General features: G+C 68.5%; 21 protein-coding genes and 1 tRNA gene. 11 read left to right on the plus strand and 11 right to left on the minus strand.

What is annotated here, in order from left to right; genetic code table 11:
- Nucleotide 1: 1 nt before the first annotated feature.
- Complete coding sequence (locus tag ACYVJS_RS10625; protein WP_460739915.1) at nt 2–1,816, minus strand: ribonucleoside triphosphate reductase; 1,815 nt, start codon at nt 1,814–1,816, stop codon at nt 2–4.
- Between the two features lie 258 nt (nt 1,817–2,074).
- On the opposite strand from ACYVJS_RS10625, the gene ACYVJS_RS10630 reads away from it, so the two are divergent.
- From ACYVJS_RS10630 to ACYVJS_RS10640, 3 genes are read left to right on the plus strand one after another with little or no spacing between them, the layout of a single operon-like run.
- Nucleotides 2,075–3,010: an NUDIX domain-containing protein gene (locus ACYVJS_RS10630; RefSeq protein ID WP_460739916.1), complete on the plus strand. Its 936-nt coding sequence runs from the start codon at nt 2,075–2,077 to the stop codon at nt 3,008–3,010.
- Between the two features lie 6 nt (nt 3,011–3,016).
- Entirely contained in the window at nt 3,017–3,472 is a 456-nt protein-coding gene (locus ACYVJS_RS10635) for an SRPBCC family protein (protein ID WP_460739917.1), read from the plus strand.
- Complete coding sequence (locus ACYVJS_RS10640; RefSeq protein ID WP_460739918.1) at nt 3,469–4,029, plus strand: hypothetical protein; 561 nt, start codon at nt 3,469–3,471, stop codon at nt 4,027–4,029. Before ACYVJS_RS10635 ends, ACYVJS_RS10640 begins: the two co-directional genes overlap by 4 nt.
- A gap of 123 nt (nt 4,030–4,152) precedes the next feature.
- Here ACYVJS_RS10640 and ACYVJS_RS10645 read toward each other — a convergent pair whose 3' ends face one another.
- Genes ACYVJS_RS10645 through ACYVJS_RS10655 form a run of 3 tightly spaced genes read right to left on the minus strand, consistent with a single transcriptional unit; the run spans nt 4,153 to nt 6,459 of the window.
- The gene (locus ACYVJS_RS10645) at nt 4,153–5,424 is read right to left on the minus strand and encodes an HNH endonuclease signature motif containing protein (RefSeq protein WP_460739919.1); all 1,272 of its coding nucleotides are present in this window, start codon (nt 5,422–5,424) and stop codon (nt 4,153–4,155) included.
- Between the two features lie 42 nt (nt 5,425–5,466).
- Nucleotides 5,467–5,853, minus strand: a complete 387-nt coding sequence (locus tag ACYVJS_RS10650; protein WP_460739920.1) for an RNA-binding S4 domain-containing protein — start codon at nt 5,851–5,853, stop codon at nt 5,467–5,469.
- Between the two features lie 24 nt (nt 5,854–5,877).
- Nucleotides 5,878–6,459, minus strand: coding sequence for a GNAT family N-acetyltransferase (locus ACYVJS_RS10655; RefSeq protein WP_460739921.1), 582 nt, complete (start codon nt 6,457–6,459; stop codon nt 5,878–5,880).
- 115 nt (nt 6,460–6,574) lie between these two features.
- On the opposite strand from ACYVJS_RS10655, the gene ACYVJS_RS10660 reads away from it, so the two are divergent.
- From ACYVJS_RS10660 to ACYVJS_RS10675, 4 genes are all read left to right on the plus strand, one after another.
- Nucleotides 6,575–6,648, plus strand: a tRNA-Pro gene (locus ACYVJS_RS10660).
- A gap of 193 nt (nt 6,649–6,841) precedes the next feature.
- Nucleotides 6,842–7,459: a TetR family transcriptional regulator gene (locus ACYVJS_RS10665; protein ID WP_460739922.1), complete on the plus strand. Its 618-nt coding sequence runs from the start codon at nt 6,842–6,844 to the stop codon at nt 7,457–7,459.
- 68 nt (nt 7,460–7,527) lie between these two features.
- Nucleotides 7,528–8,292 carry a hypothetical protein gene (locus ACYVJS_RS10670; RefSeq protein ID WP_460739923.1) on the plus strand — a complete coding sequence of 255 codons (765 nt, stop codon included), beginning with the start codon at nt 7,528–7,530 and terminating at the stop codon, nt 8,290–8,292.
- Nucleotides 8,289–9,080 (plus strand): SDR family NAD(P)-dependent oxidoreductase, encoded by a 792-nt coding sequence (locus tag ACYVJS_RS10675; protein WP_460739924.1) that lies wholly within the window; start codon nt 8,289–8,291, stop codon nt 9,078–9,080. Before ACYVJS_RS10670 ends, ACYVJS_RS10675 begins: the two co-directional genes overlap by 4 nt.
- A gap of 7 nt (nt 9,081–9,087) precedes the next feature.
- Here ACYVJS_RS10675 and ACYVJS_RS10680 read toward each other — a convergent pair whose 3' ends face one another.
- From ACYVJS_RS10680 to ACYVJS_RS10700, 5 genes are all read right to left on the minus strand, one after another.
- Nucleotides 9,088–10,833 carry an ABC transporter ATP-binding protein gene (locus ACYVJS_RS10680; protein WP_460739925.1) on the minus strand — a complete coding sequence of 582 codons (1,746 nt, stop codon included), beginning with the start codon at nt 10,831–10,833 and terminating at the stop codon, nt 9,088–9,090.
- Nucleotides 10,830–12,203, minus strand: a complete 1,374-nt coding sequence (locus tag ACYVJS_RS10685) for an FtsX-like permease family protein (RefSeq protein WP_460739926.1) — start codon at nt 12,201–12,203, stop codon at nt 10,830–10,832. Before ACYVJS_RS10685 ends, ACYVJS_RS10680 begins: the two co-directional genes overlap by 4 nt.
- On the minus strand, nt 12,200–12,934 hold the full coding sequence (locus tag ACYVJS_RS10690; RefSeq protein WP_460739927.1) for an ABC transporter ATP-binding protein: 735 nt from the start codon (nt 12,932–12,934) through the stop codon (nt 12,200–12,202). Before ACYVJS_RS10690 ends, ACYVJS_RS10685 begins: the two co-directional genes overlap by 4 nt.
- A gap of 14 nt (nt 12,935–12,948) precedes the next feature.
- Nucleotides 12,949–15,576 carry a class III lanthionine synthetase LanKC gene (lanKC, locus tag ACYVJS_RS10695; RefSeq protein WP_460739928.1) on the minus strand — a complete coding sequence of 876 codons (2,628 nt, stop codon included), beginning with the start codon at nt 15,574–15,576 and terminating at the stop codon, nt 12,949–12,951.
- A gap of 103 nt (nt 15,577–15,679) precedes the next feature.
- On the minus strand, nt 15,680–15,805 hold the full coding sequence (locus ACYVJS_RS10700) for a hypothetical protein (protein WP_460739929.1): 126 nt from the start codon (nt 15,803–15,805) through the stop codon (nt 15,680–15,682).
- 142 nt (nt 15,806–15,947) lie between these two features.
- Between ACYVJS_RS10700 and ACYVJS_RS10705 the strand changes: the two genes are divergently transcribed.
- The gene (locus ACYVJS_RS10705) at nt 15,948–16,355 is read left to right on the plus strand and encodes a relaxase domain-containing protein (RefSeq protein ID WP_460739930.1); all 408 of its coding nucleotides are present in this window, start codon (nt 15,948–15,950) and stop codon (nt 16,353–16,355) included.
- Nucleotides 16,356–16,395: 40 nt separating this feature from the next.
- Here ACYVJS_RS10705 and ACYVJS_RS10710 read toward each other — a convergent pair whose 3' ends face one another.
- Together ACYVJS_RS10710 and ACYVJS_RS10715 are read right to left on the minus strand one after the other, a co-directional pair.
- The gene (locus ACYVJS_RS10710) at nt 16,396–19,296 is read right to left on the minus strand and encodes a TIM-barrel domain-containing protein (protein ID WP_460739931.1); all 2,901 of its coding nucleotides are present in this window, start codon (nt 19,294–19,296) and stop codon (nt 16,396–16,398) included.
- 23 nt (nt 19,297–19,319) lie between these two features.
- Entirely contained in the window at nt 19,320–22,682 is a 3,363-nt protein-coding gene (locus tag ACYVJS_RS10715) for a TIM-barrel domain-containing protein (RefSeq protein ID WP_460739932.1), read from the minus strand.
- A 182-nt stretch (nt 22,683–22,864) separates the two neighbouring features.
- On the opposite strand from ACYVJS_RS10715, the gene ACYVJS_RS10720 reads away from it, so the two are divergent.
- Genes ACYVJS_RS10720 through ACYVJS_RS10730 form a run of 3 tightly spaced genes read left to right on the plus strand, consistent with a single transcriptional unit; the run spans nt 22,865 to nt 25,846 of the window.
- The gene (locus ACYVJS_RS10720; RefSeq protein ID WP_460739933.1) at nt 22,865–24,094 is read left to right on the plus strand and encodes an ROK family protein; all 1,230 of its coding nucleotides are present in this window, start codon (nt 22,865–22,867) and stop codon (nt 24,092–24,094) included.
- Nucleotides 24,091–25,038 carry a carbohydrate ABC transporter permease gene (locus ACYVJS_RS10725; RefSeq protein ID WP_460739934.1) on the plus strand — a complete coding sequence of 316 codons (948 nt, stop codon included), beginning with the start codon at nt 24,091–24,093 and terminating at the stop codon, nt 25,036–25,038. Before ACYVJS_RS10720 ends, ACYVJS_RS10725 begins: the two co-directional genes overlap by 4 nt.
- Nucleotides 25,031–25,846: a carbohydrate ABC transporter permease gene (locus ACYVJS_RS10730; protein WP_460739935.1), complete on the plus strand. Its 816-nt coding sequence runs from the start codon at nt 25,031–25,033 to the stop codon at nt 25,844–25,846. Before ACYVJS_RS10725 ends, ACYVJS_RS10730 begins: the two co-directional genes overlap by 8 nt.
- Nucleotides 25,847–25,871: the final 25 nt, after the last annotated feature.

The following is a 25,871-nucleotide window of genomic DNA, read 5'->3' on the forward strand; positions in this document are numbered from 1 at the left end:
CTCACACCGCCGCGGCGGCGAGGGAGCGCGACTCGGCGAACGCGACGCGCTCGGCGGCCTCGCCCTTCTTGCCCACGTTGAACGACGACACGGGGCGGAAGTAGCCCATGACCCGCGTCCACACCTCGCAGTCGGCGCCGCACTCCGGGCAGAGAAGGTGCTCGCCGGAGCGGTAGCCGTGGCGCGGGCAGATCGAGAACGTCGGCGTGATGGTGATGTACGGCAGCCGGAACTTCTCGAGCGCGCGCCGCACGAGCGTGCGGCAGGCAGCGGCGGAGGAGACCGCTTCGCCCATGTACAGGTGGAGCACGGTGCCGCCGGTGTATTTCTGCTGCAGGTCCTCCTGCAGCGCGAGCGCCTCGAACGCATCGTCGGTGTAGCCCACCGGCAGTTGCGAGGAGTTCGTGTAGTAGGGGTTGTCGTCGGTGCCGGCGTGGCGGATCCCGTCGTAGCGGGCGATGTCGCTCTTCGCGAAGCGGTACGTGGCGCCCTCCGCCGGGGTCGCCTCGAGGTTGTACATCGTGCCGGTCGCCTCTTGGAACTCCACCATCCGGTCGCGGATGTGTTCCAGGATGCGGGCGACGAGGGCGTGTCCCGCCGCCGAGGTGATGTCGTCCGTGTCGCCGGTGAAGTTGCGTACGAGCTCGTTGAGCCCGTTGACGCCGATCGTGGAGAAGTGGTTGTCGAGCGTGCCGAGGTAGCGCTTCGTGTAGGGGAAGAGGCCCCCGTCGATGTGCCGCTGGATCACGACGCGCTTGGCCTCGAGGCTGTCGCGGGCGATCTCGAGCAGCTCGTCGAGGCGGGCGATGAGACCCGCCTCGTCGCCCGGGTGCAGGTAGCCGAGGCGCGCACAGTTCACGGTGACCACTCCGAGGGATCCGGTCTGTTCCGCCGAGCCGAACAGGCCGTTGCCGCGGGCGAGCAGCTGGGTGAGGTCGAGCTGGAGGCGGCAGCACATCGACCGGATCATGTGCGGATCGAGGTCGGAATTCACGAAGTTCTGGAAGTAGGGCAGCCCGTACTTGGCGGTCATGGCGAACAGGGCGTCGACGGCGGGGTCGTCCCAGTCGAAGTCCTTCGTGATGTTGTAGGTCGGGATGGGGAAGGTGAAGGCCCGGCCGTCGGCGTCGCCGGCGGTCATGACGTCGATGAACGCCCGGTTGATCATCGCCATCTCGGGGGCGAGGTCGCCGTACGTGAAGTCGCACACCCGGCCACCGATCATGGGGCGCTGGTCGGCGAGGTCGTCCGGGCACGTCCAATCGAGGGTGAGGTTGGTGAAGGGCGTCTGGGTGCCCCAGCGGGAGGGAACGTTGAGGTTGAAGACGAACTCCTCGATCGCCTGCCGCACGGCCTCGGCATCGAGGTCGTCGAGGCGCACGAACGGGGCGAGGTAGGTGTCGAACGAACTGAACGCCTGTGCGCCCGCCCACTCGTTCTGGAGCGTCCCGAGGAAGTTGACCATCTGTCCGAGCGCGCTCGACAGATGGCGGGGCGGAGCGGAGGACACCTTGCCCGGCACGCCGTTGAAGCCCTGCTCGAGGAGGGTGCGCAGTGACCAGCCGGCGCAGTAGCCGGCGAACATGTCGAGGTCGTGGATGTGGATGTCACCGTCGCGGTGCGCGGCGCCCGCCTCGGGTGCGTACACCTGATCGAGCCAGTAGTTGGCGATGACTTTGCCGGACGTGTTGAGCATCATGCCGCCGAGGGAGTATCCCTGGTTGGCGTTGGCGTTGACGCGCCAGTCTCCGCGAGAGAGGTACTCGTCGATCGTGGGGGCGACGGAGATCGAGCGAGCGGTGGTGGACGTGGACATGCAGGCTCCTTCTAGCCGTGGGGTGAAGGTGATCTGCGGTGGTGTGACCACTGTATGTAGGGTCGCGGCGCGGTGTCGAACCCATATGTTGTGGAATAACAGTCCTCGTCGGATTTCCCTGCCACCGGCGTTGTGGGTGCCCACAGTCGCGCGCGTCGGTCCCTGCCCCGACCCGGGTGGGGGTGTATCGGGCGGGTCGGCTCTCCCGAATGCGTCGACGGTCGCGTCGGCATCCTCACAGTGTGCGAGGCTGTCAGCGTGACGATCGAACCCCCCGCCCCCGGAGAGCCGCGCCGGCCGCTGGGACCGCGGGATCCGGGGGATGCCTGGGTCGTCGCCCCGACGGGGGAGCGCTACTGGGGCCGCTTCGGGGCCGCGGGGCTTCTCGCGGTCGACCAGGTGCGCGGAGTGCTGCTGCAGCACCGTGTGTCGTGGAGCCACCACGGCGGCACGTGGGCCCTGCCGGGCGGGGCGCGCCACGAGGGCGAGTCGGCTCTGGACGGTGCGCTGCGCGAGGCGACCGAGGAAGCGGGTGTGCCCGAGGGTGCGGTCCGGCCCCGGCTCATGAGCGTGTTCGACCTCGGCTACTGGTCGTACGCGACGGTGCTGGCGGATGTGGTGGATGCGTTCGATCCGGTGATCAGCGACCCCGAGAGCGTGGAGCTGTCGTGGGTGCCGGTCGCCGACGTCGACGACTATCCGCTGCACCCCGGCTTCGCCGCATCCTGGCCGCGGCTGCGAGAGCTGCTGGCCGTGCGGCCGAAGATCGTGGTGGATGCGGCGAACGTCATCGGCTCGGTGCCGGACGGCTGGTGGAAGGACCGCGCGGGCGCGGCCGAGCGGCTCGTCGAGCGGCTCCGCGGCCTGGCCGTGCGTGGGATCCCCGGCGATGCCCTGGGATTGGCGGAAGACCGCTGGTACCCGCAGATCAAGGTCGTGCTGGAGGGGAAGGCCCGCGAGGCCGCGCCGGGCGCCGAGGTTCTCTACGCCGCGTCCTACCGGACTCCGGACGTGCTGGTGATCCGCGCCGAGGCCGCGGGCGACGACGCGATCGTCTGGACGGCGCGCGAGGAGGCGGAGTGGGGTGCTCGGGTCACCGTCGTCACGAGCGACCGCGAGCTCGCGGCACGGTGTGAGGCCGTCGGTGCCTCCGTCCGCGGTACGCGTTGGCTGCTGGACCTTCTCGAGGGCTGAGCCTCGGTGAGTGCTTCGCGGGATTCCGTCTCCGTCGCGCTCGTTGTCGCGGCCACCCCGGATGTCGTCTGGCGCGCGCTCACCGTCGATCGGGCGGAGTGGTGGCCGGATCTGCGCTTCGACGCCGTGGTCGGCGCGCCGCTCGTCGAGACCTGGATTGAGGCGGCGCAGCAGCGGCAGGCTCACGGGTTCGTCACGCGCTGCGAAGAGCCGGAGCTTCTTGCGTTCCGCTGGCGGGAGGACGGATGGGCGGCGCCGCTGGAGGTGAGGTTCGCGCTGGAGCCTCGTGGCTCCGCGACCTCCGTGACGATTACGGAGACGGGGTTTCGCCGTGCGGATGTGCCGCCGACGCTCGCCGATGAGCACGAGGAGGGGTGGAGCTACCACCTCACGCGGCTGGCGTGGGCGTGCGGAACATCGGATGATTCAGGCGTACCGACCCAGGATCGAACGGACTCATGAACGATCAGCCCTCTGCGCTGTTGCGCGCGGTTCGTGCCGCAGGCCTGCTCGTCGATCCCGTCGAGGAGGAGGGAGTTGTCCGCGGACCCGCGCGGCTCACCGCCGCCGGGTACGACGTATCGATCAATCTCGACCCCGAGCCGGAGTTCGATCCCCTCGACGACGAGTTGGGCGCCGAGCCCGTCCAACCGGCCACCCTCATCGCCGCGGCGGAGGCGTTCCTCGCGATGAGCCTCCCGCAGTGGGAGCGTCTGCTCGATGAGATCCTCGAGGAGATCGAGGACGGATTCGGGCCGGTCGCCGGGCGTCCCGTCGGGTGCGAGGACCTCGTGATCGAGTGGGTGGCGGTCGTCCCGGACGCGTACCTGGTGTCGTTCCCCGTGCCCCGCGAATCGCCCGAGGTCTTCATCCGCGCTCAGCTCGACGCCGACTTCCGGCTCGACGAACTCTACGTCGATGACGACGCGGACGACGACGACGATGATGATGACGCGATCGAGTTCGCCTCGCTCGAAGCACTGCTCGATGAGCTCAACGGCAAGAACGGGAAGGCCTGATCGCACGTCGCGACATGCTCTCCATATCCGTGTGCAGGCGAGAGCGAGCATCGTCTTACGGGTTCCGGCCCGTTGCGGGCTGAACGTCGTTTCATTGTCAGGGCGATCCGAGGGTGACCTTCGCTAGAAGGGCGGGTCGGCCGCGTCCGTGAAGACGACACGGGATGCGGGGGAATCGTGATGCTGTCGGCCCTGCGGGCTGGTCCACTCGAGGACGCCGTCCGGCCCGAGCCTGACGCGCCACGGCGAGGCGTGTTTGAGCGAGTGATGTCGTCGGCAGAGGTGCGCGAGATTGTCGACGTGCGTGGTTCCGCCGTGGGCCCAATCGACCGTGTGGTCGATGTCACAGCGGTGGGCGGGCATGCGGCATCCGGGGAACCGGCACCGCTCATCCCGCACCCGCAGCAGGCGCCGCTGGTCTTCGCTGGGCCGGTATCGGTCGACGCCCACCACGTTGCCCGTGACCGGATGGGTCAGCACGCGCGTCCACGCGGCGGCACCCCCGGCGAGCCGGCGCGCGGTCTCGGCGTCGACGGGGCTGACACCGATGAGCTCGGCGCCCGCATCCGCCGTGCCGAGGAGCGCAGTGGCGGGGATCGTCACGCGCACGTGCGCCTGCACGGCGTCGATGCCCGCATGTGGGGCGTCGGCGGTGTCGGCGGCGGTCGAGGTGAGCAGGAGATCGCTGAGGATATCGGCGCGCAGCTGGTCGATCGTGCGCGGATCGGCCTCGGCATCGTGGGCGTCACGCACGAGGTGTGCCATCCGCGTGAGCCGGTCGTGTGCGCCGTGAGCCTCGATGACGGGAAGGACGGCGGTGAGCTCGGCCATGCCGTCGGCCAGATCGCGCACGAAGACACCGCGGTGTGCACGGGCCTCGCGGTGGCGTTCCGTGAGCGGGCGCTGCTGCGCCTGCTCGGCCAGCCGGCGGAGGATCGGGCGCAGACGGTTGACGGACATCTCGGAGGCGGCCGCTGCGGCACGCTCGTCGTAGGCCGTGAGCTCGGGGCCGTCGAGCCCGGCGGAGGCCTCGTGGATCGCGCGCAGATGGCGGCGCGAGATGCGGCCCTCAGCAAGGGCGGCGAGGGAGCGCGGCAGCCGGCGGGCGATGTCGGCGGCGTCGTGCAGTTCGTTCTGCATGCCGCGGTCGTTCGCGTGCAGAGCCGTAGCGAACTCCGCAGCGATGTCGCGCAGCGGCATCTCGTGCGCCCGGGCCGACGGATCGGACAGGCGAGAGGTGCGGTCGGCGGCGATCCGGCGGGCGGTCGCGAGCAGATTCAGCTCGAGTGCTTCGAGCGCGGCGATGGATGCGCGGGTCTTCTCGACGCCGGCGAGCAGGCCCTCGAGCATCGCCGCTTCGGCGTCCTCGGGGCTCATCTCCGCCGTATCCTTCATGCCTGAAGTCTGGCACCGACCTCCGACATCGCCGGGGCCCGATCAGTCGTCGGCGGAACGCCCTCGGAGCCGGTCGATATCGCGCCTCTCGCGCTTGGTTGGACGCCCCGCGCCGCGGTCTCGGACCGGCACGAACGCGGTCAGTTCGCGCGGGGGTGGTGGGGGCGTCTTGTCTTCCGCGGCGAGGGCGGCGAGGGGTGCGCTGACCCGTTTGACGATCGTCTGGCGGACGACGAGGATGCGGTCGAAGCCGGAGATGCGGATGCGCACCTCATCGCCGGGGCGCACGAGCTGCGCGGCCTTCGCGCGGTCGCCGCCGATGCGGACGTGGCCGGCGCGGCATGCAATCGTGGCGGCGGATCGTGTCTTGTACACGCGGACGGCCCAGAGCCACGAGTCGACCCGAACGGGGGAAGCCGCATCCGTCATCCCTCCATCCTGGCGGATGCGGGCTCAGCCGAGGTCGAGTGCGACGATCGGCCGGTCGGCGCGGGGTCGCGCTGTCTCGACGAACCCCGCGTCGAGGAAGGTCGTGAGGGCGCCGTGGAAGAGCTCGTTGGACGAGGTCTTGGCCTCGGCGGTGTCGACCGGGTAGGCCTCGACGAGGCGCGCGCCGTTCTCGCGGGCGAAGGCGATGGCCGCGTCAAGCAGGCGGCGCGTGAGTCCCTGCCCGCGGAACTCCTTGCGCACGGAGAAACAGCTGATGGCCCAGGTGCCTGCGTCGGTCCAGGGTTCGGGGGAGGTCTTGCCATAGAGCTTCGTGCGCGCGAGCCGCTCGTGGTCGGGGCGCGGTCCGACGCGCACCCAGCCCGCGCCGACGCCGTCGACCGTGGCGACGAGGCCCGGCGGGACGGATGCGGCCGTCTCCTCACGCAGGAGCTCGGTCTTCTCCTCGACACTCAGCGCGCTGAAGCGGCTGCCCGACATCATCCACCACTGGCATTGACACGCCCGGCCGTCGCCGCCGCCGGTGAGGGCGTTCTCGACCTCGTCGAAGCGCGCGCTCGTCGCGGGAAGCACCTGGATCTCGCTCATGTCGTGACCGTACTCCCGGCCGTGGACACACATCCACCCCGTGCGCCACCCGCCGCGTTCGCGGCACGCTCTCGGACCGGCTAAGATGGTTGAGTTGCCCGCGCGCGGGCGGCTCCGGGATGTGGCGCAGCTTGGTAGCGCACTTGACTGGGGGTCAAGGGGTCGCAGGTTCAAATCCTGTCATCCCGACCGGAATGAGAAAGGGTCCGCCGTAGGCGGGCCCTTTTCTCGTTGCTGCGAGCGGATTGTTCAGGCGGGCCCCTGCCGCCGAGGCTTCGCGCGGTCCGTAGCGCCGGGTGGAGAAGCGGTAGGTCGCATCCCGACTACTGAGCTGGGCGACTAACTTGCTATGCTCGGCCGACAACGCTGCCAAGGAGACCCGATGACGGACGAACGCACCCGCGTAAAGCGACCGCATGGGCTGGAGACGCAGCAGGCCCTACTCGTGGCAGCCGGCCAGGTGTTCTCCCGTCTGGCTTATTCCGAGGCGCGGCTGAAAGACATCGCCGAAGCCGCTGACATCAGCCAGGGTGCCCTGTACTTCCACTTCGGCAACAAAGAGGACGTCGCGCAAGCGGTCCTCGATGTGCAGCAGCAACGCATGCGCGCCGTTCTCGATTCGGCCGTGTCCCACGAGGGCACCGCTCTCGAGCGGATGCTGAGGCTGTTCGAGGGTCTCGGAAAGTTGGTGGCGACCGACGAGCTCGTGCAGGCAGGAATCCGGTTGTCGATGCAGCCAGCGACAGGACTCGACGCGAAAGCGAGCTCGCCCTACCGGGACTGGGTCACCGTGGCCAGAGGCATCATCGAAGACGGCATCGCAGACGGCTCGATGTCACCCGGCCTGGCCCCGGACGCGGCCGCCGAGCTCGTGAACGAGATCTTCGTGGGAGCGCAGACGCTCGCCGGCCTCGAAGACAAGTGGGCTTCGCTGCCGAGACGGGTAGGGTCGGCTCGGGGCGCGATCGCTTTACTGCTCACCGGGTCGTCGCGGGCGTAAAGCACGTGGACGTGTCGATCATCGCGGAGTGCTCTGAAGCCGCGTACAGACCGATACCTCCCTCTTTGGTGCACAAACGCAATCCGGACAACGTCTGGGTCCGCTATCCCCGACCGCGTGCCGAGAGCGACCTCCACCTGGAGTTCAGCCACCCCGCCGATCTCGCAGGCGCCCGTCTTGCCGACCTCATCGAGGTGCAGCGGCAGGCTGGCATCTTCTATGTGCACTCCCGTCTCGGAGTTCCGGAGGGGGACGCGTTCGTGCTCTCTTCCATCTCGCTCGAGCGCAGCTCCTGGTCGTTCGAGCGGCCCCACGATTTGGCCGCGGAAGGAGGAGCGGTGGTCGTCCGGGAGGGGGTCGGCGATCACGAAGTGCCGACTCGATCTCCCTCTATCAGGCTCACCTTCGACCTGATGGCCAATAGCGGAGCGGCCACGGGGGCGGCCGCCGTGCGTGTGATCTCGCGGCGGGCTTACGAGCGGGTTCGCAGGTTGACGGCGCCCGAGCCGCAGGACGTGGAGTCCAACTGGGACTATGCCGGGCCGATCTTCGTTGACGAGAGCGACCCGCTCGTTACCGACCACTCCACCGACCACATGTCGGCCATGGCCGTGATCGTGTCCATCGAGCAGAGCGTCCTGTCTCTCGGAGCCGACCGTGTGGATGCGCTGTCGGCTGAGTTCAGGGCGTACATCGAGGAGGGCGAGGGCGCCGTGTGCCGGCTGAGCTTCGGCGCCGACGGCGCGTTCGCCGGCGCCGTCTCGCAGGCGGCGTCGGTCTGCGCAACGTTCACCGGGCGTGCTGTGGTGCAACCAGAAGGGTCTCTCGCATGAGCGGGCGTCCGCTCGCTGTCGTGACCGGTGCCACAGGCGGCATCGGGCGCGAGATCTGCGTCTCCCTGGCGCGGGCAGGACACGACTTGCTGGCGCAGTTCCATGTCGATGCGGAGGGTGCCCGGACGCTGGCGGCGGATGTGGCCGCCGAAGGAGGCCGGTGCAGGGTCGTCGCTGCGGATCTGAGCGGAGCCGAGGGTATCGCCGTCGTCCTCGAGGCGGCGGCCGAGGAGCTGAGTCGGCCCGATGTGCTCGGCCTCCGCGCGCTCATCAACAATGCGGCGAAGCTCCTCGGACCATCATTCAGCACAGCGACGCTCGCCGACTTCGATGCCTACTTCGCGGTGAACACCCGCGCGCCGTTCTTCCTCGCGCAGCAGCTCGTTCCGAAGATGTCGCGTGGCTCCAGCATCGTCAACGTGTCGTCCGCCAGCGCGCACTTCTCCAGTCCTGGCGACATCATCTACGCGATGAGCAAGGCGGCCGTTGAATCCATGACCAGGAATATGGCCGAGGCCGTCGCCGACCGTGCGATCAGGGTGAACGCGATCATCCCGGGGTTCACCCACAATGGGCACCCGGCGTTCGCCAACGAGGAGGCGCTGGCGTACATGTCGAGCTTCTCGGTGCTCGGCGGCGTTGCCGAGCCGAAGCACATCGCCGACGCGGTCCTCTTCCTCGTCTCCAGCGCGTCAGCGCGGACCACGGGCGCGATTCTCGATGTGAGCGGCGGGAGCACGCTCGGGGCGCGCGGCGGCCGTGCCCACTCCGTCCGCGACCTGCTCTGAGGGCTGATCAGGCGGCGCGCAGCAGCTGCCTCGAGGCGAGGTCGCGGTAGAGATCGCAGGTGGCGAGAAGCTCGTCGTGGGGTCCGAAGGCGACGAGCCGCCCTGCTTCCATCACTGCGATGTTGTCTGCCGCGATCACCGTGGACAGGCGGTGGGCGATGACGACGAGCGTTCGGCCCTGACCTGCGACGGTGAGAGCGTCCTGCACGAGATGCTCGTTGGCGCTGTCGAGATTCGAGGTGGCCTCGTCGAGGAGGATGACGTCGCTGTTGCGCAAGAGCGCCCGCGCGATCGCCAGACGCTGGCGTTCGCCCCCGCTCATCAACGCTCCCGCTTCGCCGACCTGCCGCGAGAGGAGCTCGTGACCGTCCTCGATGTTCCGAGCGAGATTCACCGCCAGGAGACCAGCGACGCACTCGGCGTCTTGGAGGTCGGGCCGGCCGATGCGGAGGTTATCGCCGATCGTCCCGGGGACGACGGGGCCGCCCTGCTCCACGTAGGCGACCCGCCGCCGGACGGCGTCTCGTTCGAGGCCGCGGACGTCGTCGCCGAAGAATCGCAGGCGGCCCTCCGTCGCGTCGTAGAACCGTTCGAGGAGGTGGAAGAGCGTCGACTTCCCGGCTCCGGACGGGCCGACGACGGCGGTGAACTGACGTGCGGGGATCGCGAGGGTGAGCCCGCTGATTGAGGGCCGGTCGGCGCCCTTGTGGCGGAAGGAGACGTCCTCGAACTCGAACGCCGCGTCAGCGCGTCCGGTTGCGACGCCGCGGACGCCGGTGGCTTCGACCTGCGCCTCCTGAGGCTGTTCGAGGACTTGAGCGACGCGCCCGAACGCTCCGAGCGCCTCGCTGAACCGCGTGAGGACGCCGGCGACCGCGGCGATGGGCGCGGTGACCATCATGGTGTACATCAGGAACGCGCTCATGTCGCCGATGCTCGTCTCGCCCGTCGCCACCCGAAGGGCGCCGACTCCGACGACGGTGAGGAGGAGCACCTGGACCGCGATCCCCGAGAAGGATCCGGCGATCGCGCGCAGCCAGGCAAGCCTGTAGCCGACGGCCCGCGCGTCCTCGGCGACGGAGATGACGCGCGAGGCCTCCTGCTCCGTCGCGACCGATGACCGGATCAACGGCAGGCTCCGAATCGTGCCGGCGACCATCCCCGACAGAGTGCCGAGCGCGGACTGCAACGCGAACGATGCAGGACGAGACCTCCGGGTGATGACAGCCATCGCCGCCACGACGGCGAGGAGCGCAGCGACCACGATGAGCGTGAGCAGCGGGTCGAGCACGATCATCATGCACAGCGCCACAGTGACGGAGGCGGCGGAGATCAGCAGGTCGACGATGCCTTGGCTGAGCAGGCCCCGAAGGGTGTTCGTGTCGGTGACGACTCGCGAGACGAGGTCGCCGTGCGCCGAGCGGTGGAGGGTCGCGACGGGAAGCCGCGCGACATGCTCGACGAGCCGGGAGCGGATGGCGAGGACGAAGTCCTCACTGCAGCGTTCGAGGATGACCTGCCGCAGGGCCCCGAGCACGATGCCTGCGACGAACAGGGCTCCGAGAGCGGCGAGTGTTCCGATGGCGATCCCCGTGCCAACCTCGTCGACGATGTCGGAGACGAGCATCGGCTGCACGAGTGTTGCGCCGGAGGCCGCGAACCCGATCGCCATCGCGACGCCGACGCGGCGTCGATAAGGCGCGAGGTACGGCCACAGGTCCCGGAGCCGCGCCTCGGAGGGCAGCCGGCTCATCTCGGCGCCAGCACGGTGCCCAGGCTCTTCCTGGATGCCGCGGCCGCGGGTACCCGGATGGAGACGGCAAGGGGGATGAAACCGACAAGCACCGTCAGGGCGATCACTCCGACGTTCACCACGAAGTGCGCCCCGCCCCCGGTGAGCGCGACGGGCAGCCCGATCATGAGGCTAGCGAACGCGCTGATCAGCACGCTGAGGATGAAGGCGGTAACCGCGTAGATCGCTGCCTCCAGGAGCCCCGCCGTCTGCGACATGGTCCGCGGGGTCCCTGCGGCGCGCAGAGACCCTTCGTACCTCTCCCTCCCTGCGCCCGTGGTGAAGAGATTGCAGGTGGCGGCGATGATCGCGAGCACAGCGCCGGGGCCGAAGAGGATGAGGCCCTGCACCGTGTTCGAGCTTCCCCCCGACAGGCCGCGGCCGAGAACGGACTCCCACGTCGAGATCACGCTGAAATACACCCCGATCATGGCGGCGGCGATCATGAGGGGGATGACGGCGGCTGTCGTGGACCCCAGGCGCGCCAGCACGTAGCGGCGTGCGAGGAACCACGCCGGGACGCTGCCTTCGCTGATGACCCGCGTCCAGAGCTGGGTGAGCGGAGGGAGCAGCCATGGCGCGCACAGCGTGACGAAAACGATGAGGGAGAAGCCTGCGAAGATCGCCTGCATGGCACGGTCACTGGTCTGGTCGGTGCCGAGCGCCAGCACCCCGAGCCCGATCGTAGCAAGGCCGAAGATGCCGCCGAGGATCCACCTCGCCCTGGTGTGTGTGCCGGTGCTGAGCTTCTCGGAGAACAGGACCGCAGGTTTGACGGTGCTAGCTCGCTTCGCAGGCCGGAGCGACCCGAGGAAGGTCAGCAGGCACATGATCACGATAAGAGCAGCGAAAGGCACGACCCCGAGGGTCACCCGAAGGTCGACGGGGATGTCGGTGGAGGAGACGAGGTAGGTCACGGCAGGCTGCAGGAACGGCAGCGAAAGCGCATATCCGACGAGCGCGGCGAGGACGGCCACCAGGAACGAGCGAATCCTCACGGCCTGCCTGACCTGGCGCGGGCTCGCTCCGGCCAGCCGCCAGCTCGCATACACGGTCTCGCTCTCACGAATCGCAAGCGACGAGACGATCGACGCCGTCACGATGATCGGCACGCCGAGGCCGAGAACGATGAGCACGATCGCGAGCGAGGTCAGCGCGCCGGCCGTGCCCGAGGGAGCCGCGTCGATCGCGGCCGCGCCAGCCGGGGTGATCGCCGACCAGAGGAAGTGCAGGGCGATCGAGAGGAGCACTGCGGCAGCGGTGAGCAGGAGGAACGGCGCGATGACAGCGCGTGCATCATGCCGAAGTGAGGAGTATGCGAGTCGAATCACGATGCCCGCCCTCGCGGCGCATTGCTGAGCGCGTCGAGGATCGCAGCGGGGGTCGGGTCGTCGAGCTGGCGGACGGTACGGCCGTCCCTCAGCACGATCACCTTGTCCGCGCGGCTCGCCGCGGCGACATCGTGCGTGACCATGACGACGGCGACACCTCGCTGGGCATGCTCGTGGAGGATGTCCAACACGAGCAGTCCGTTCTCGGAGTCGAGAGCCCCGGTGGGCTCGTCAGCGAACACGATCGCGGGGCGCTTGAACAGCGCCCGGATGAGAGCGACCCGCTGCTGCTCACCGCCGGAGAGCTGGCTCGGCAGATGACCGGTCTTCGACTGCAGGCCGAGCCGCTCGAACCAAGCCCGTGCCTCTTTCTCGGAAACGCGCTTCTTGGCCAGACGCTGCGGCAGGATCACGTTGTCGAATGCCGTGAGGGACTCGACGAGGTTGTACTGCTGGAAGACGAATCCCACGCTCTCTCGGTAGATGCGCGAGATCTCGGCTTCGTCGCTGGTGTGAAGGTCCCGGTTGAGGAGGACGATCGAGCCGTCGTCCGGGAGGTCCAGGCCGCTCAGGCACTGGAGCAACGTCGATTTGCCGGAGCCCGACGGGCCCACGATGGCCGTCATCCCGCTGTCTCCGATGGTCAGGGACACCTCATCGAGCGCGCGCACGTCCGTGCCTTTCCCGCTGCGGTACGTGCGCGATATGCGGTCGGCGATGATCTTCGGCATGAGGCCTCCTCGACCTAGACGGGGGATGTGGGAACAGGAGCGGCGGCTGCGAGATCCGGCGGCCCGTTCGGAGCGGTGGGTGGACGGCCTGCGTCGATGATGGGTAGCCACGGCACGGTGGCTGCCTGCTCGGCCGCGGTCAGAGCGGCGAGCACTCCGGCGGACCCGGTGCTGAGGTCCATCGAGAGCCGCAGGTAGTTGTCTCCGGGGAAGACGAGCTCGCCGTCCCACTCGAGCGCGAGATCGAACAGGTCCTCGAGCTGGCGGTTCATGATCTCTGCCGCACCGGGAAGGGAAGCGGCGAAGGCGAGAGACGCCACGATGCCGGCTCGTCCGTTGAACAGTCCGGTGAAGGCGTATTCGCGGCTGTCGCATGCGGCGAGGATGCCGTCGATCTGAGCCTCCCTCGACGTCGAGGCGGAGAGCTCAGTGATCGCGACGTGCGGTAAGAGCATGCCACTTGTCCCTCTGGACAGATAGGGGAGCGAGCGATTGCCTGCGCGCTCCCACGCGTGAAGCGCCCCGTCATCCGTCCACACGGTGTTGGCGAGGTCGGCTTCGAGAGCCCGCTCGGCGAAGTCGAGATAGCGAGCCTGCTGCGTGAACTTCGCCATTTCGGCGAGGAGCAGCGCTGGTCCGCTCCACCCTTGGAGAAGCCCGGCGGATGCGTCGAGAGCGTCCGTGGTGCGGGGCGACGGCGAGGTGAAGAGCCGGTCGATGATGGTTTCGGAGACCTTCTGCGCGATGGCGATGCGCGCGGGGTCATCGAAACGGGCGCCGAATCTCAGAAGCGCCAGCCCGATGCCTGCAAGGCCGTCCGCCAGGTCGACTTCTCTCACCGACGCGAGGTGCCCCTCGACGTGCTGGAGGACGGCTTCGGCGAGTGCACCGTGCCCTGTCTCCTGAAGCGCCGCCACCAGACCCGCGGACCCGCGGAGCAGACCGAACGGCATCCTCCGGTACTCGCGTGCCGCGGCGCGGGCGAAGTCTTCGTGCGCTTCCACAGCCGGACTCCCGGCACGAGAGAGAGCGAGCAATACGCCTGCGGTGCCGGTAGCGACATCGAGATATCCGGTGCCGTCCCACCGTCGGATGTCCCCGGGGTATCCGCCATCGAAGGGGGGCTCTACCACCGGCCGGATACCGGCCGCTATCGTCTGCTTCGCCTGATCGATGTCGACGCCGGCGACGTTCCGAGGCCACGGCGCGATGCGCGCCCGCGGAGTGAAGGTCGTCGCGCCGGACGACTTGCCGGCACGGTCTTCGATCTCGTCGAGCAGTGCGATCGGGCGCGACCCGAATCGGCGCGAGATCCAGTCCCGGGCGGTTCCCCAGAACGGTGGGGAGAGGACGTCGACGGGGGATGCGACGTAGAACGCCGCGGCGATCAGCCGGGTGACCCCGTACCAATCGGCCTGGGCTGCGGTGAGGCCCGCCGGCGCCTCGTACCCGAATGCGTTGAACGGCGCCGCGCCGATCTCATCGGGTGCGCGAGCATCTTCGAGATCGATGAGCTTCACCTGACCGCTGGGCTGGATGAGGATGTTGGAGGGATGGAGGTCGCCCACGACGACGCCTTCGGTGTGCGAGCGACCGACTGCCGCCACGATCCGGTGGAGGATTCCCATCAGCTCGAAGGTGTAGTCCTCGATCTGGTCGACCGTGATGCGGTTCGAGAACGGGTGGTTCTGCACGTTCCACCGCTTCAGCGTCGTGGCCTCGACGTATTCGATCTCGGCGTATCGATGCTCCCACACACCGAATTGGCGCAGAAGGCGCGGTGCGACGCCCGTTGTTTCGAGTGCTCGGAGGTTGGCCGCCTCCTGGTCGAGGCGCGCGAGCGCGTCGCGACCGGTCCGGTCGAGCCCGGCGTGGGGCCGAGCTTCCTTGAGGACCGTAACTGTCCCGTCCGCGGTCGTGGCTCGGTACACGCCTCCGCTGTTGGAGAAGTGCAGCGCCTTGATCTGGTCGTAGTCGCCCAGCGCGCCCTTGTCGCCTGGCGCGGTCTGCGCAGCGATGCTCTCCTCGACGATCGGGGGAGTGCGAGCCCATTTCGGTGCGCGGAAGATCGGAACTCGGGAGTCCTCGACCAACTCGCCGTTGGGGTCGATGAGATACGACATGCCGGCGTTGCGCTGGTCCATCTTCTGGAGCGGCCGAAACCCACCGAATCGGAAGAACACGGGGCCGTCGTGGTATCTGACGTCGCTAAGGATGAACGGGCCTGGCATCCCGCCAATCTCGTCGTCGAGCTGCTGCGCAAGGGAGGCGAGTTGCCCGTCATCGCGAGGATAGATGGTGATGAACTTCCCGCTTGCGCTGCGGTCCGCGCTCTTCGAGTTGCGTGTGATGAGTTGCTCGCGGGTCCCGAGGAACTTGAACGGGACGCGCTCTCGCACGCAGATGCCGGCCGCAACAATCAGGATTTCTCGGGCGTTGTCCGGGGTCGCGCTGACGTGCATCTTCCAGCCCTGCTGGCGCAGCTCTACGTCCGCCGGGGTGCACATGACCCAGGGGCCGCTCGAGCCTCGCAGCCAGGTCGAGGGCAGCCACTCGATGCCAAAAGTCGTCGCCGCTCCGCCGGGTGCCGTCGTGTAGAACGGGCTCGACGACTTCGCGTACCCGAGGTAGCGGAGGTCCATTCACGTTCCTTTGTTCTGCAATACCGTTCGCTGTCAAACCTGCGGACGACCAGAAGCCCTGAGTGCTGCAGTCAGCTCAGGGCTTCTGGTTGGTGAGGCTGTCTCAACAGGCGAAGAGGCTGGCCTCACTCGGGTCGGGGTCGTCGTTGCACGAGAACCAGCTCCAGTTGCTGCTCGCGGACGTCGGAGCCTCGATCTTCTCGTCCTGCAGTTCCAGTACGGGGGACATGTGACCTCCTTTGTCATGACTTCGCCGTGCCTACTAAGTGAGTGGACCAACTAAGTCTCTTGTCGCAAAAGGTAACGCTCCTGTTGTGCGTCCGCAAGAGAATCCAGCGCATCGGGTACACCTGTCGGCGCGCCTCGCTGAAGTGACGGTTTCGATGCGGGTGATCTATGCGGGCGACGGGTGCAAGTACCTGCTGCGCATCGTCGCGGCAGGCGATGGCGATCGCTCGCTCTCGAGCCCGCTGAGGCGCGATGACAACGCCGACGGCACCCCGCCGGGTCGCTGGCTCGGCGCCGGAATCGCCACGCTCGGCGGCGCGCGGATCAGCGTGGGTGATCAGGTCTCCGAACCCCAGCTCCAGCCCCTGGGCGGGGTGGGTCGCGATCCCGTCACCGGGGAACCGCTCGGCCGCGCCTACCCCGAGTATCGGAGCGTGGCCGAGCGTATAGAAGCGCGCACCGGGGCGCTCGATCCGTCACTCGGGCCCCGTCTGCTGCGAGAGATCACAGGTGGCGCATCCCGACCGGACCCCCGAAGCCCCCGACCGTGAGGCCGCCGTCCCGGCAGCCTCGCGGTCGGGGGACGGGGCGTCAGAACGCGCCGGTCGTGATTCCTGCCGAGCCGTACGGTGGCGTGTTAAGGATGTTGTTGCCGCCGGGTTCCCAGGCGTCCGCGGTGTTCGGATTGACGGCTTCCTGGCGCTTGATGCACTTCCACTCGATCGCGCTCGACGGCGGGAGGTCGCCGATCACGCCCGTCCAGGTGGGGTACGCGCTCGGCGTGAGCTTGATCGCGCTTGCCGGCGACCAGTTGCCCAGCTGCGGGATGTTGCCCACGACGTAGACCGACTGGCCGAAGGTCGTCGTCGCGAACTCGCACGCGAACGTCGCCCATACGGCTTCCTCGCCGAGCGTGAACGCGAACGTCTTGTCCGATGCGACCGAGCTGCTCGCCGCCTTCGCGATCACCGTGCTGCCGCCCGCGTTGTACCAGCCGCTGCTGGCGGCGTCGAACGCGGCCTTGTTCGCGTACTCGGTGAGCGCGCTGCCGCCGAGCGTGACGGATGCGGCCTGCGTGCCATCCGTGACGAGCTTGACGACGGTCGGACGTGACGACGGCGCGCCCGCGTAGGTTCCCGATGCGGCGCCCACCGTGACTGTGGCGACGCCGCCGGACATCGACTGACTGATCGGTGTGGTACGCACGGCGCCGCTCTCGTACGCGGTGCTCGCGCCGTCGTCCTCGTACAGGGTGAAGGTCGACGCGGTGTCGCTCGCGTACACCGTGGTGATCTGCTCGTCGTGGACGACCGAGTCGGCGCGCAGACCCGTGATGTCCTTCGTCTCCGCGTCGACGAACGCCTGCGGGATGATGGCGCCCGCACGGGCGTAGGCGGGGAGCGTGAAGACGCCGTTGCGCCACAGGGGCACGTCGGTGATCCACTGGCCCGTGCTGACGATCCGCTCGTTCGTGTGGACGTCGATCCACTCGCCCGCGGGGAGGTACACGTCGCGCTCGCGCTCACCCGAGCCCGCCACGATCGCGACCATCAGATCACGGCCGAGCATCTTCTGGTGGCCCATCTCACGGACGTTGTCGTCGTTCTGGTAGTAGTACACGAGCGGCGGCGCGACCGGCTCTCCGTAGAGGTTCGCGCGGTGCGCGAGCGAGTACGTGTACGGCGCGTTCCCGTAGCGGCGCACGAGGTTGGCCCGATTGCTGGCGACGTCACCGATCGCGTCGGGGGTCGTCTCCAGGCAGTTGCAGAGGTTCTCGGTGTGCGGGCGCAGCGGCGTGTCGAACCAGGCGCTGTCGGCGAACCACTGCGTGTACAGCTCGTCGGCGTCCGCGTCGAGCATCTCGCGGCGGAAGCCGCCCACATCCGACCCGTAGTAGTCGATGCCCGACATCGACATGTGCATCTGCGTGTTCTGCTGCGAGGCGAGCGCCTTCATCGTCGAGCCGATGTCGGCCGACCACATCGCCGTGCCGAAGCGCTGGATGCCGCCGGCGGCGGCGCGCGAGAGCAGGAACGGACGTGCCGTCTCATCGTTGCGCTCGTACCCGTCGCCGATGCTCTGCGCCCAGAGCAGGTTGTAGGCGTTGTGGTACTCGGCGTGCGCGTGCTTGCCGGGGATGACCCCTGCGGTCCAGTCGTTCGCGTCGTACATCTCGGGTTCGCCGAGGTCGAGCCAGTGGCCCATGACGCCTTCGTCGACGAGGTGCTGGCGCTGCTCGTCGTGCCACGCGGCGCCCGCGGCGGGCTGCGTCCAGTCGATCATTCCGCCCTTGCCCCACCACGGGTTGCCGGTCAGGTAGGCGGGTGCGCACGTCGCGCATCCGGCCCGGACGAGGTAGCCGTCCGCCGCCATGTCGGCGTGCTCGGGGAGGTTCTTGCCCACGTACGACTCCTCGATCGGGATGATTCCGACGCCGTCGGCCTTGAGCGAGGCGATCTTGGCCGCGGGGTTCGGGAACTTCGTGGTGTCCCAATCCAGTGTGCCCATGCGGGTGTCATCGGAGTCGGCCGTGACGCCGCCGAACCACTGCACGTCGAGCATCGCCCCGTCGACGGGGAAGTCCGCGGCGCGGAGCCCCGCGAGGGTGCTGTCCAGCTCCGACCAGTCGTCGTAGCCGAACTCCGACACCCACAGGCCGAACGCCTTCTTGGGAGGCACGGGCGGAGTGCCGGTCAACTCCATGTAGTCCTTGCGCAGATCGGGCAGGTCCGGCCCCGACATGAGGTACCAGCGCACCTGGTCGCCCCACGTACGCATCGTCCACGGGTCGCCCGTCAGGTTCCACTCCTGCTTGTAGAGCTGGTCGACGAACAGTCCGTAGTTGGCGTTGTCGTCGCCGACCGCGAACAGCACCGGGATCTGCGTGTTGCCGACGGGCCCGTTCTCCGCGTCGTAGACCATCGCGTTGCCGTACGTGCCGCCGGGGGAGCGCACGCGGCCCACCCAGTCGCCGTCGGCACTCGCGCCGGTGAAGAACTGCTGGCCGAGCCCGTACGCGTTCTCCATCGACGACTTGGTGATGTTCAGGCCCTTCCAGGCCTGGGTGAGATCGACCGGACACGTTGTCTGCAGCACCAGGTCGGGCGTGCGCGTGATATCCGTCGACGTGACGCACAGCGTCGAGGTGTCGACCTCGAGCTGCAGTCCCGCCGTCTCGATCGTTCCGCCACTGCGGGTGTAGGTGTTCGGCCCCGCGTAGTCGGTCTTCGCGACCTGCGGCGTGGTGAACAGCGGATTCGTGGTGCCAGGCGCCGTCCCGGCGCCGGCGAGCTCGAAGTGCACCAGGTCGTCGTCCAGCACCTCGACGACGAGGTAGCTCGAGCCCGAGGTGAACTGGGCGCGTTGCACGCCCAGGGGTGCGGCAGCGGCGGGCTCGGCGTCCGCCCATCCGCCGATGGCGGTGAGCGATGCCGCGGCGATCGCCGCGATCGCGACGCTCGCGACGCGTCGTCGCAGGTTCAGGGTGTTCATGGATGTCCTCCGTGGAATCCGGCTCAGCGCGCGAGCACGAGGTTGTCGAGGTTGATGCCGCCCGCGCTGCCGCTCGCATACTCGATGCGCACGGTGTGCCGGCCGGGGGTGAGGGCCGCGCCGATCGACGCGGTGCCCCAGCTGTCCCACGAGCCGGTCGAAGGCAGGGTGAGGGTGCCGACGGACGTGCCGTCGACCCGGATGGTGCGCACCGCCGAGGACGTCACGCCGTTGCCGTAGCGGAAGCGCAGCTGGTGCGTCCCGTTCGCCTCGGCCCACACGTCGAACTCCACGGCGTCTCCGCTCTCGGCGAAGCCGTCCACGAAGCCGATACCGGTGTGGCCCGGGTGATCGGTGTTGGTGCTGACGGCGGTGTGCGCCGCGAACTCAGCCTCGTAGGCGGCCTTGTCGACGCTGCTCAGGACGATCGCGCGGGTCGAGGCGCTCGCGCCGACTTTGACGTAGGTCAGCTGCTGCACCGAATCCCACAACCACCCGGTGCTCGCCGACGCGAGCGCCGAGACCGAGGCGACCTCGGAGAGCGCGGAGCCGGCCACGGTGACGCCGGACGGCTTCGACCCCGACACCTGATAGGTCGCCGCGGTGGTCAGCGGCGGCGCCGAGACCGACACGGTGCGTGCCACGCGGTCGGCGGTGACCGAGATCGCGCGGTGGGCGTTCGCCGAGTCCTCGAAGTAGTCGTAGGTGCTCGATGAAGCCGGGTAGATGCGGAAGGTGAGGTTGTCGTAGGTGTCGACGTCATTGCCGATGGTTCCGCCCAGCTGGTAGGCGTCGTTGAGGTTGAGCGGCACGACGGCCCCCGCCTTGGCGTACACGGGGATGCTGTCCGTACCGGCGTAGTACTGCTTCACGCCGTCGCCGATCGCGCGTCCGCCGTTCCAGAAGTCGTACCATTCGCCCGCGGGCAGGTAGACGTCCTTCACGGTCTGGCCCTGCGTCGTGATGGGAGCCACGAGCAGCTGCGAACCGAAGAGGTACTGCTGGTCGTAGGCGGCGGCCGCGGCGTCGCCGGGGAACGCGAGGCTCATCGCCCGCATCATCGGTACCCCGGTCGTGGCGCTGTCATTCGCCTCCGTGTAGAGGTACGGCACGAGGTTCATCCGCACGTTCGCGAACTTCGCGAACGTGGACACGACGCTCGTGTCGCCGGTGCGTGCTTGCACGTTCCATGGTGTGCGCGCCTCGGACGGGCTCGGGTCGGCCTTCTCGGAGTGGTACTGCATGATCGGCGAGAACGCCGCCTGCGAGGTCGAACGAAGGTACAGCTCGGAACTCGGGAAGGAACCGGTGAAGCCCGCCAGATCCCACGCCCAGAACGGCACGCCCGACTGTCCGGCGCTCTGGCCCGCGCGGACCGCCTCCTGGAAGGCGCCGAACGTCGAGGCCTGGTCACCGGCCCAGAAGATGGACTGGCTCTGGCCGCCGGAGGTGCCCGCGCGGCTGAAGATCGTGCCGTCGCCGTCGGTCTTCGTCTGGACGTAGTCGTTGTAGGCGCGCGTGTACTCGTTGGGGTACGCGTTGTGCATCTCGTCGCCGCGTCGTCCATCGGCCACCTGCAGGTCGCGTCCGAACAGCGCCTCGCTGCCGTCGGTCTTGAAACCGTCGACGCCGAGATCGTCGAGAAGGTACTGGCGTTTGCTCATCCACCAGCTCGTCGCCGCGGTGCTCGTGAAGTCCGGCACGGTGCTGTCGCCGAACCACTGACCGGTCGGGATGCGGTAGGGCTGGCCCGCTCCGTCCTTCACGAGGAAGTCCTGCGCCTGGGCGTACGCCTTGTCGTTGAGATGCTGCTGCGGGGCGGTCGACGGGTTCGAGGAGAAGTTCTCCTTGAGCACCGGGATCTGCCACAGGATCACCTTGACGTTCTGGTCGTGGGCATCCTGGATCATCTGCTTCGGATCGGTCCACGCGCCTCCGGCAGGGAAGGTCAGATCGGCATAGTCGAGCGAGCCGCTCCCCGCGCTCGGCGTGTACTGCGCGTCCTTCCACAGGTAGAACGTGGCCTCGTCGCTCCACTGCTCGAGGACGAGCACGCTGTGCGGGATGCCGGAAGTGTCGACCTGGTCGAGCCACGCGTCGACCTCGGCCTGCGTGTTCCATTCGTTGGCCGATGCCCAGAGCCCGAACGCCCACTTCGGGGGCAGCAGCGGGCGCCCCGTCACGGCGGTGTAGTCGTCGAGGATCGCGGTCTGATCGCCCGCGAAGAACTGGTACGTGAGCGTGGAGTCCAGTGCGCCGCCCGTGTCGACGGTGAACCCGGCCATGTCGGAGCGGTGGGTGGCCAGGTTGAAGATCGCGTAGCGGGTGCTCGGGATGTGCACGCCGTAGCCGGCGGAGTTCGCGAAGAAGGGCACCGAGTAGTACGTGCGCCGAGTCGCACCCTGGTCCTGGTACTGGTTGTAGACGTAGTTGTGCACGTCGGTGCCGCGGTGATCGAGCCGATCGTAACGCTCGCCGAAGCCCTCGAACCGCTCGCCGGCGGGCGTCAGGTAGTGGTCTTCGATCTTCGTCACGGTCGAGCTGCCGTCACTGGCCCAGCCGATGTTGCGGAACTGCGCCGGGTCGTACTGGCGGGTGATGAGCGTCGTGCCGTCGCCCTTGTACACCGAGAGCCGGTAGGGGCTCTTGTCGATCTTGAGCACCAGTTCGCTCGTGGCGATCGTCACCTGCGAGGCGCCGTCGGTGAGCGTGTATCCGGTCGGCCCGCTCAGGCTCAGCCCCGAGCCGGTCGGGGCGATCTGCACGTCGTAGCCGTCGGGACGGGGGAAGGCGAAGCGCACCTTGGGGGTGAAGTCTCCCGCGCTGTCGCCCGTGACGATGTCCACCGACGTGCCGTTGTCGATCACGTCGGTCACGTCGGTCACGGTGCTCCACGAGGTGGTCGCGAAGGTGAAGGGGCCGATGTCGCGCTGCCCGCCGCCGTTCACGTCGGCGCGGACGGTGTACTGCACGTCGTCGCCGCGCGAGAAGGATCCGAGATCGACCTTCCAGTACGTGTTGTTGCCGGAGTTGTAGTCGTAGCTCGCGCCGCGCGGGGTCTGCGCCACGCCGTTGACGCTCCACGTGACCCAGACCGACTGGCCCGAGGCGATCGGCCAGGTCGTCGCCCGGACCGTGACGTTCTCGCCCGCCATCGGATCGCGCGGGGAGCGCTCGGTGGGCTGCGAGGCGTACAGCTCGTCGTCGCCGTACGGGTCGTGCCACACCCCGTTGAGCGTGTTGGCGTGTGCCGGAGCGGCCGTGAGCAGGGCGAGGACAAGCGCAGCCGCGAGTCCGGTGGCGAGCACGACCGCGCGACGCGGCGCCGCGTGCAGCGCGGTGCGGAAGGTCGCGAGCAGCCGCATCCTGCGGGCAGCGTCAGACATGGGAACCCCTTTGTTCAGGTCTGTATTTAGTGGAGAATATGGACCACCCAGGCCCCCGAGGTCAAGAGCATGTATGTATCGGCCTGGCTGCCGGTGTCGGCGGAGGCTGTTGCGGCGAACCGAGTTGACGCCCAGCGTACTTCCGCTCTAGAGTTCGTTCAGACCTGAACAAAGGGGTTCTCTTGCCGTCATCCTCTGCCCGCGCCGATGTCACTCGCTCGGCTGTGCTCGCCTTCATCGGCGGCAGCGGTCCCACCTCCCGCGCCGACCTCGCGCGCGAACTGGGCGTCTCGCCCGCGCTCATCACTCAGCACACGCGTCAGCTGATCGCCGACGGACTGCTCGTCGAGCTCGACCACAGTCCGTCCAGCGGTGGCCGCCCCGCCCGCCTGCTGGGCCTGGTGGCCGACGCGGGACGCGCGATCGGCGTCAAGGTGGTCGCGGACCACATCACGGTCGTCGAGGTCGGGATCGACGGCACCGTGGTGCGCTCGGCCACCGAGCCGTTCGATGCGGCGGCCGGGACGGCAATCACGCGCCTGGGGGAGAAGCTCCGTGCCTTCATCGGCGGGGGAGACGGCGCGCCGCTGCTCGGCATCGGCGTCGGCGTGCCCGGCAACGTCGACGAGCAGGCCGTGGGGACGGTCGACTCCACGCAGCTCGGGTGGCAGCGCGTCCCGCTCGGCGAGGCGCTGCGTCGCGAGCTCGATCTGCCGGTCCTGGTGGAGAACAACGTCAACGCGCTCGCGATCGCCGAGGCGCTGCACGGACAGGCGCGCGGGCACGAGAATGTGCTCGTCCTCACGATCGGCACCGGCGTCGGTGCGGGACTCGTCACCGACGGTCGGGTGCTGCGCGGACGCAGCGGGGGAGCCGGGGAGATCGGCCACGTCCCGGTCGAGGAAGACGGCCCGCTCTGCCAGTGCGGTGGACACGGATGTCTGGAAGCCCTCGTGGGTCAGGCGGCGCTCGTGCGTCGCGCGCGCGACGAGGCGCTGATCGGTCCGGATGCCGGCATCGCTGCGCTGCGCTCGCTCGCGGATGCGGGCGACTCCGGTGCGCAGAGACTCTTCTCCCACGCCGGACATCTGCTCGGACGCGTGCTGGCCGGCGTCGTGAACGTCGTCGACCCCGAGATCGTGATCCTGCTCGGCGAAGGTGTGGAGTCGTGGCGGCATTGGTCGTTCGGGTTCGAGCCGGCGTTCCGCGCGGGCCTGATCCCGCGCAACCGCGCCGTGCCCGTGGCCGTCGAGACCTGGCAGGACGACCGCTGGGCCCAGGGTGCGGCATCCCTCGTCCTGTCCACGCCGTTCGACGACCAGGGGCGCTCCGGCGAGCAGGGCCGCCTCGTTCGGGAGCGCCTCGCGGTCGCCCGGGCGACCGAGCCGGGCGAGAGCGGTCAGCCGACATGACCCTGACCTTCCGACCGCTCCCCGTCGAGGAGGGGCGCGAGGCGATCGAGACTCCACCCGTGCGCCGCAGGCGGGGGCGCGTGCGCTACGCGCTCGTCGTCCTCGCCTTCCTGCTGCCCAGCGCCATTCCGCTCGCGATGTTCACGATCTATCCGATGTTCGGGGCGTTGTGGACGAGTCTGCACGAGTGGAACCTGCTCGCCCCGATGAAATGGGTCGGGTTCGACAACTACGTGCACCTCGCCCAGGATCCGGCCACGCAGCGCGCGTTCTTCAACACGCTCTACTACCTCGTCGGCTACCTGCCGCTGGTCTACGTCGGGGGACTGGCACTTGCGCTCGCGCTCAACGTGCGCCTGCGCGGTCGGAACATCCTGCGCGGCGTGTACTTCCTGCCCGTCGTGACGAGCTGGATCGTCGTCGCGCTCGTATGGCGCTGGCTGCTCAACCCCTCGGTCGGCATCGTCAACGCCGCGCTCGCGGTGTTCGGCATCGACGGCCCCGGGTGGTGGACGGATCCGGCGTGGTCGATGCCTTCGATCATCCTCGCGTCGGCGTGGAAGGACCTGGGCTTCGTGATGATCATCCTGCTCGCCGGTCTCCAGGCCATCCCGACCGAGATGTACGAGGCGGCCAAGGTGGACGGTGCAGGCCCGTGGCGGCGCCTGTTCAACGTGACGCTGCCGCTCCTGTCGCCTTCGACGTTCTTCGTCGTCGTGATTTCGCTGATCAACGGGTTCCAGGTGTTCGACCAGGTGTACGCGATGACCGGCGGCGGTCCGGCGGGATCCAGCACGGTCGTCGTGCAGCAGATCTACGACCTGACCTTCCGCTATGGGGCCGCGGGCGAAGCGTCCGCGCTGTCGTGGATGCTGTTCATCCTCGTGCTCGGCGTCACCGTCGTGCAGATCGTCGGGCAGAAGAGGTGGGTGACCTATGCGTGAGAGAACCCGACGCGGCCTGCTCACCGCGGTGCTGATCCTCGGCGCCCTCGTGATGTTCTTCCCGTTCCTGTGGACGCTGTCCACGTCGTTCTCGCCGGGGGCGGGACTGGATGCGACGCCGAAGCTCATCCCCGACGAGCCGTCGTTCTCGGCGTACCAGACGCTGTTCGCCGAGCTGCCGTTCGCCCGGATCATCGCGAACTCGATCGGACTCGCCGTCGTCACGGCCGTGCTGCAGCTGGTGACCAGCGCGCTCGCCGCCTACGCGTTCAGCCGCTTGCCGTTCCGCGGACGCGGCGTCGTGTTCGCGCTGTACCTGGCGACCATGATGATCCCGATCCAAGTGCTGATCGTGCCGCTGTTCGTGCAGATGCGCGACCTCGGGCTCGTCGACACGTACCTCGGCGTGCTGCTCCCCGGCGTCGCGAGCGCGTTCGGCGTCTTTCTCCTGCGCCAGGCGATGAACGCCGTGCCGCGCGAGCTCGACGAGGCCGCGACGCTGGACGGCGCGGGGCACTTCCGCATCTTCGGCACCGTGGTTCTGCCGCTGGTGGGTCCCACCCTCGCCACGCTTGCGGTGTTCTCGTTCATGAACAGCTGGAACAGCTTCCTCTGGCCCCTCATCATCTTGCGCTCGGCCGAGTTGAAGACCCTTCCGCTCGCGCTCGCCGGGCTCCAGGGGCAGTACACCACCCAGTGGGACGTGATGATGGCCGGTTCCGTCGTCAGCATCCTTCCCATGCTCGCCATCTATCTGTTCGCTCAGCGCTACGTCGTGCAGGGCGTCGCGTCGAGCGGCATCAAATGACCCGCACCACTCCCACCCGCATCCA

This window comes from Microbacterium neimengense (assembly GCF_054782995.1).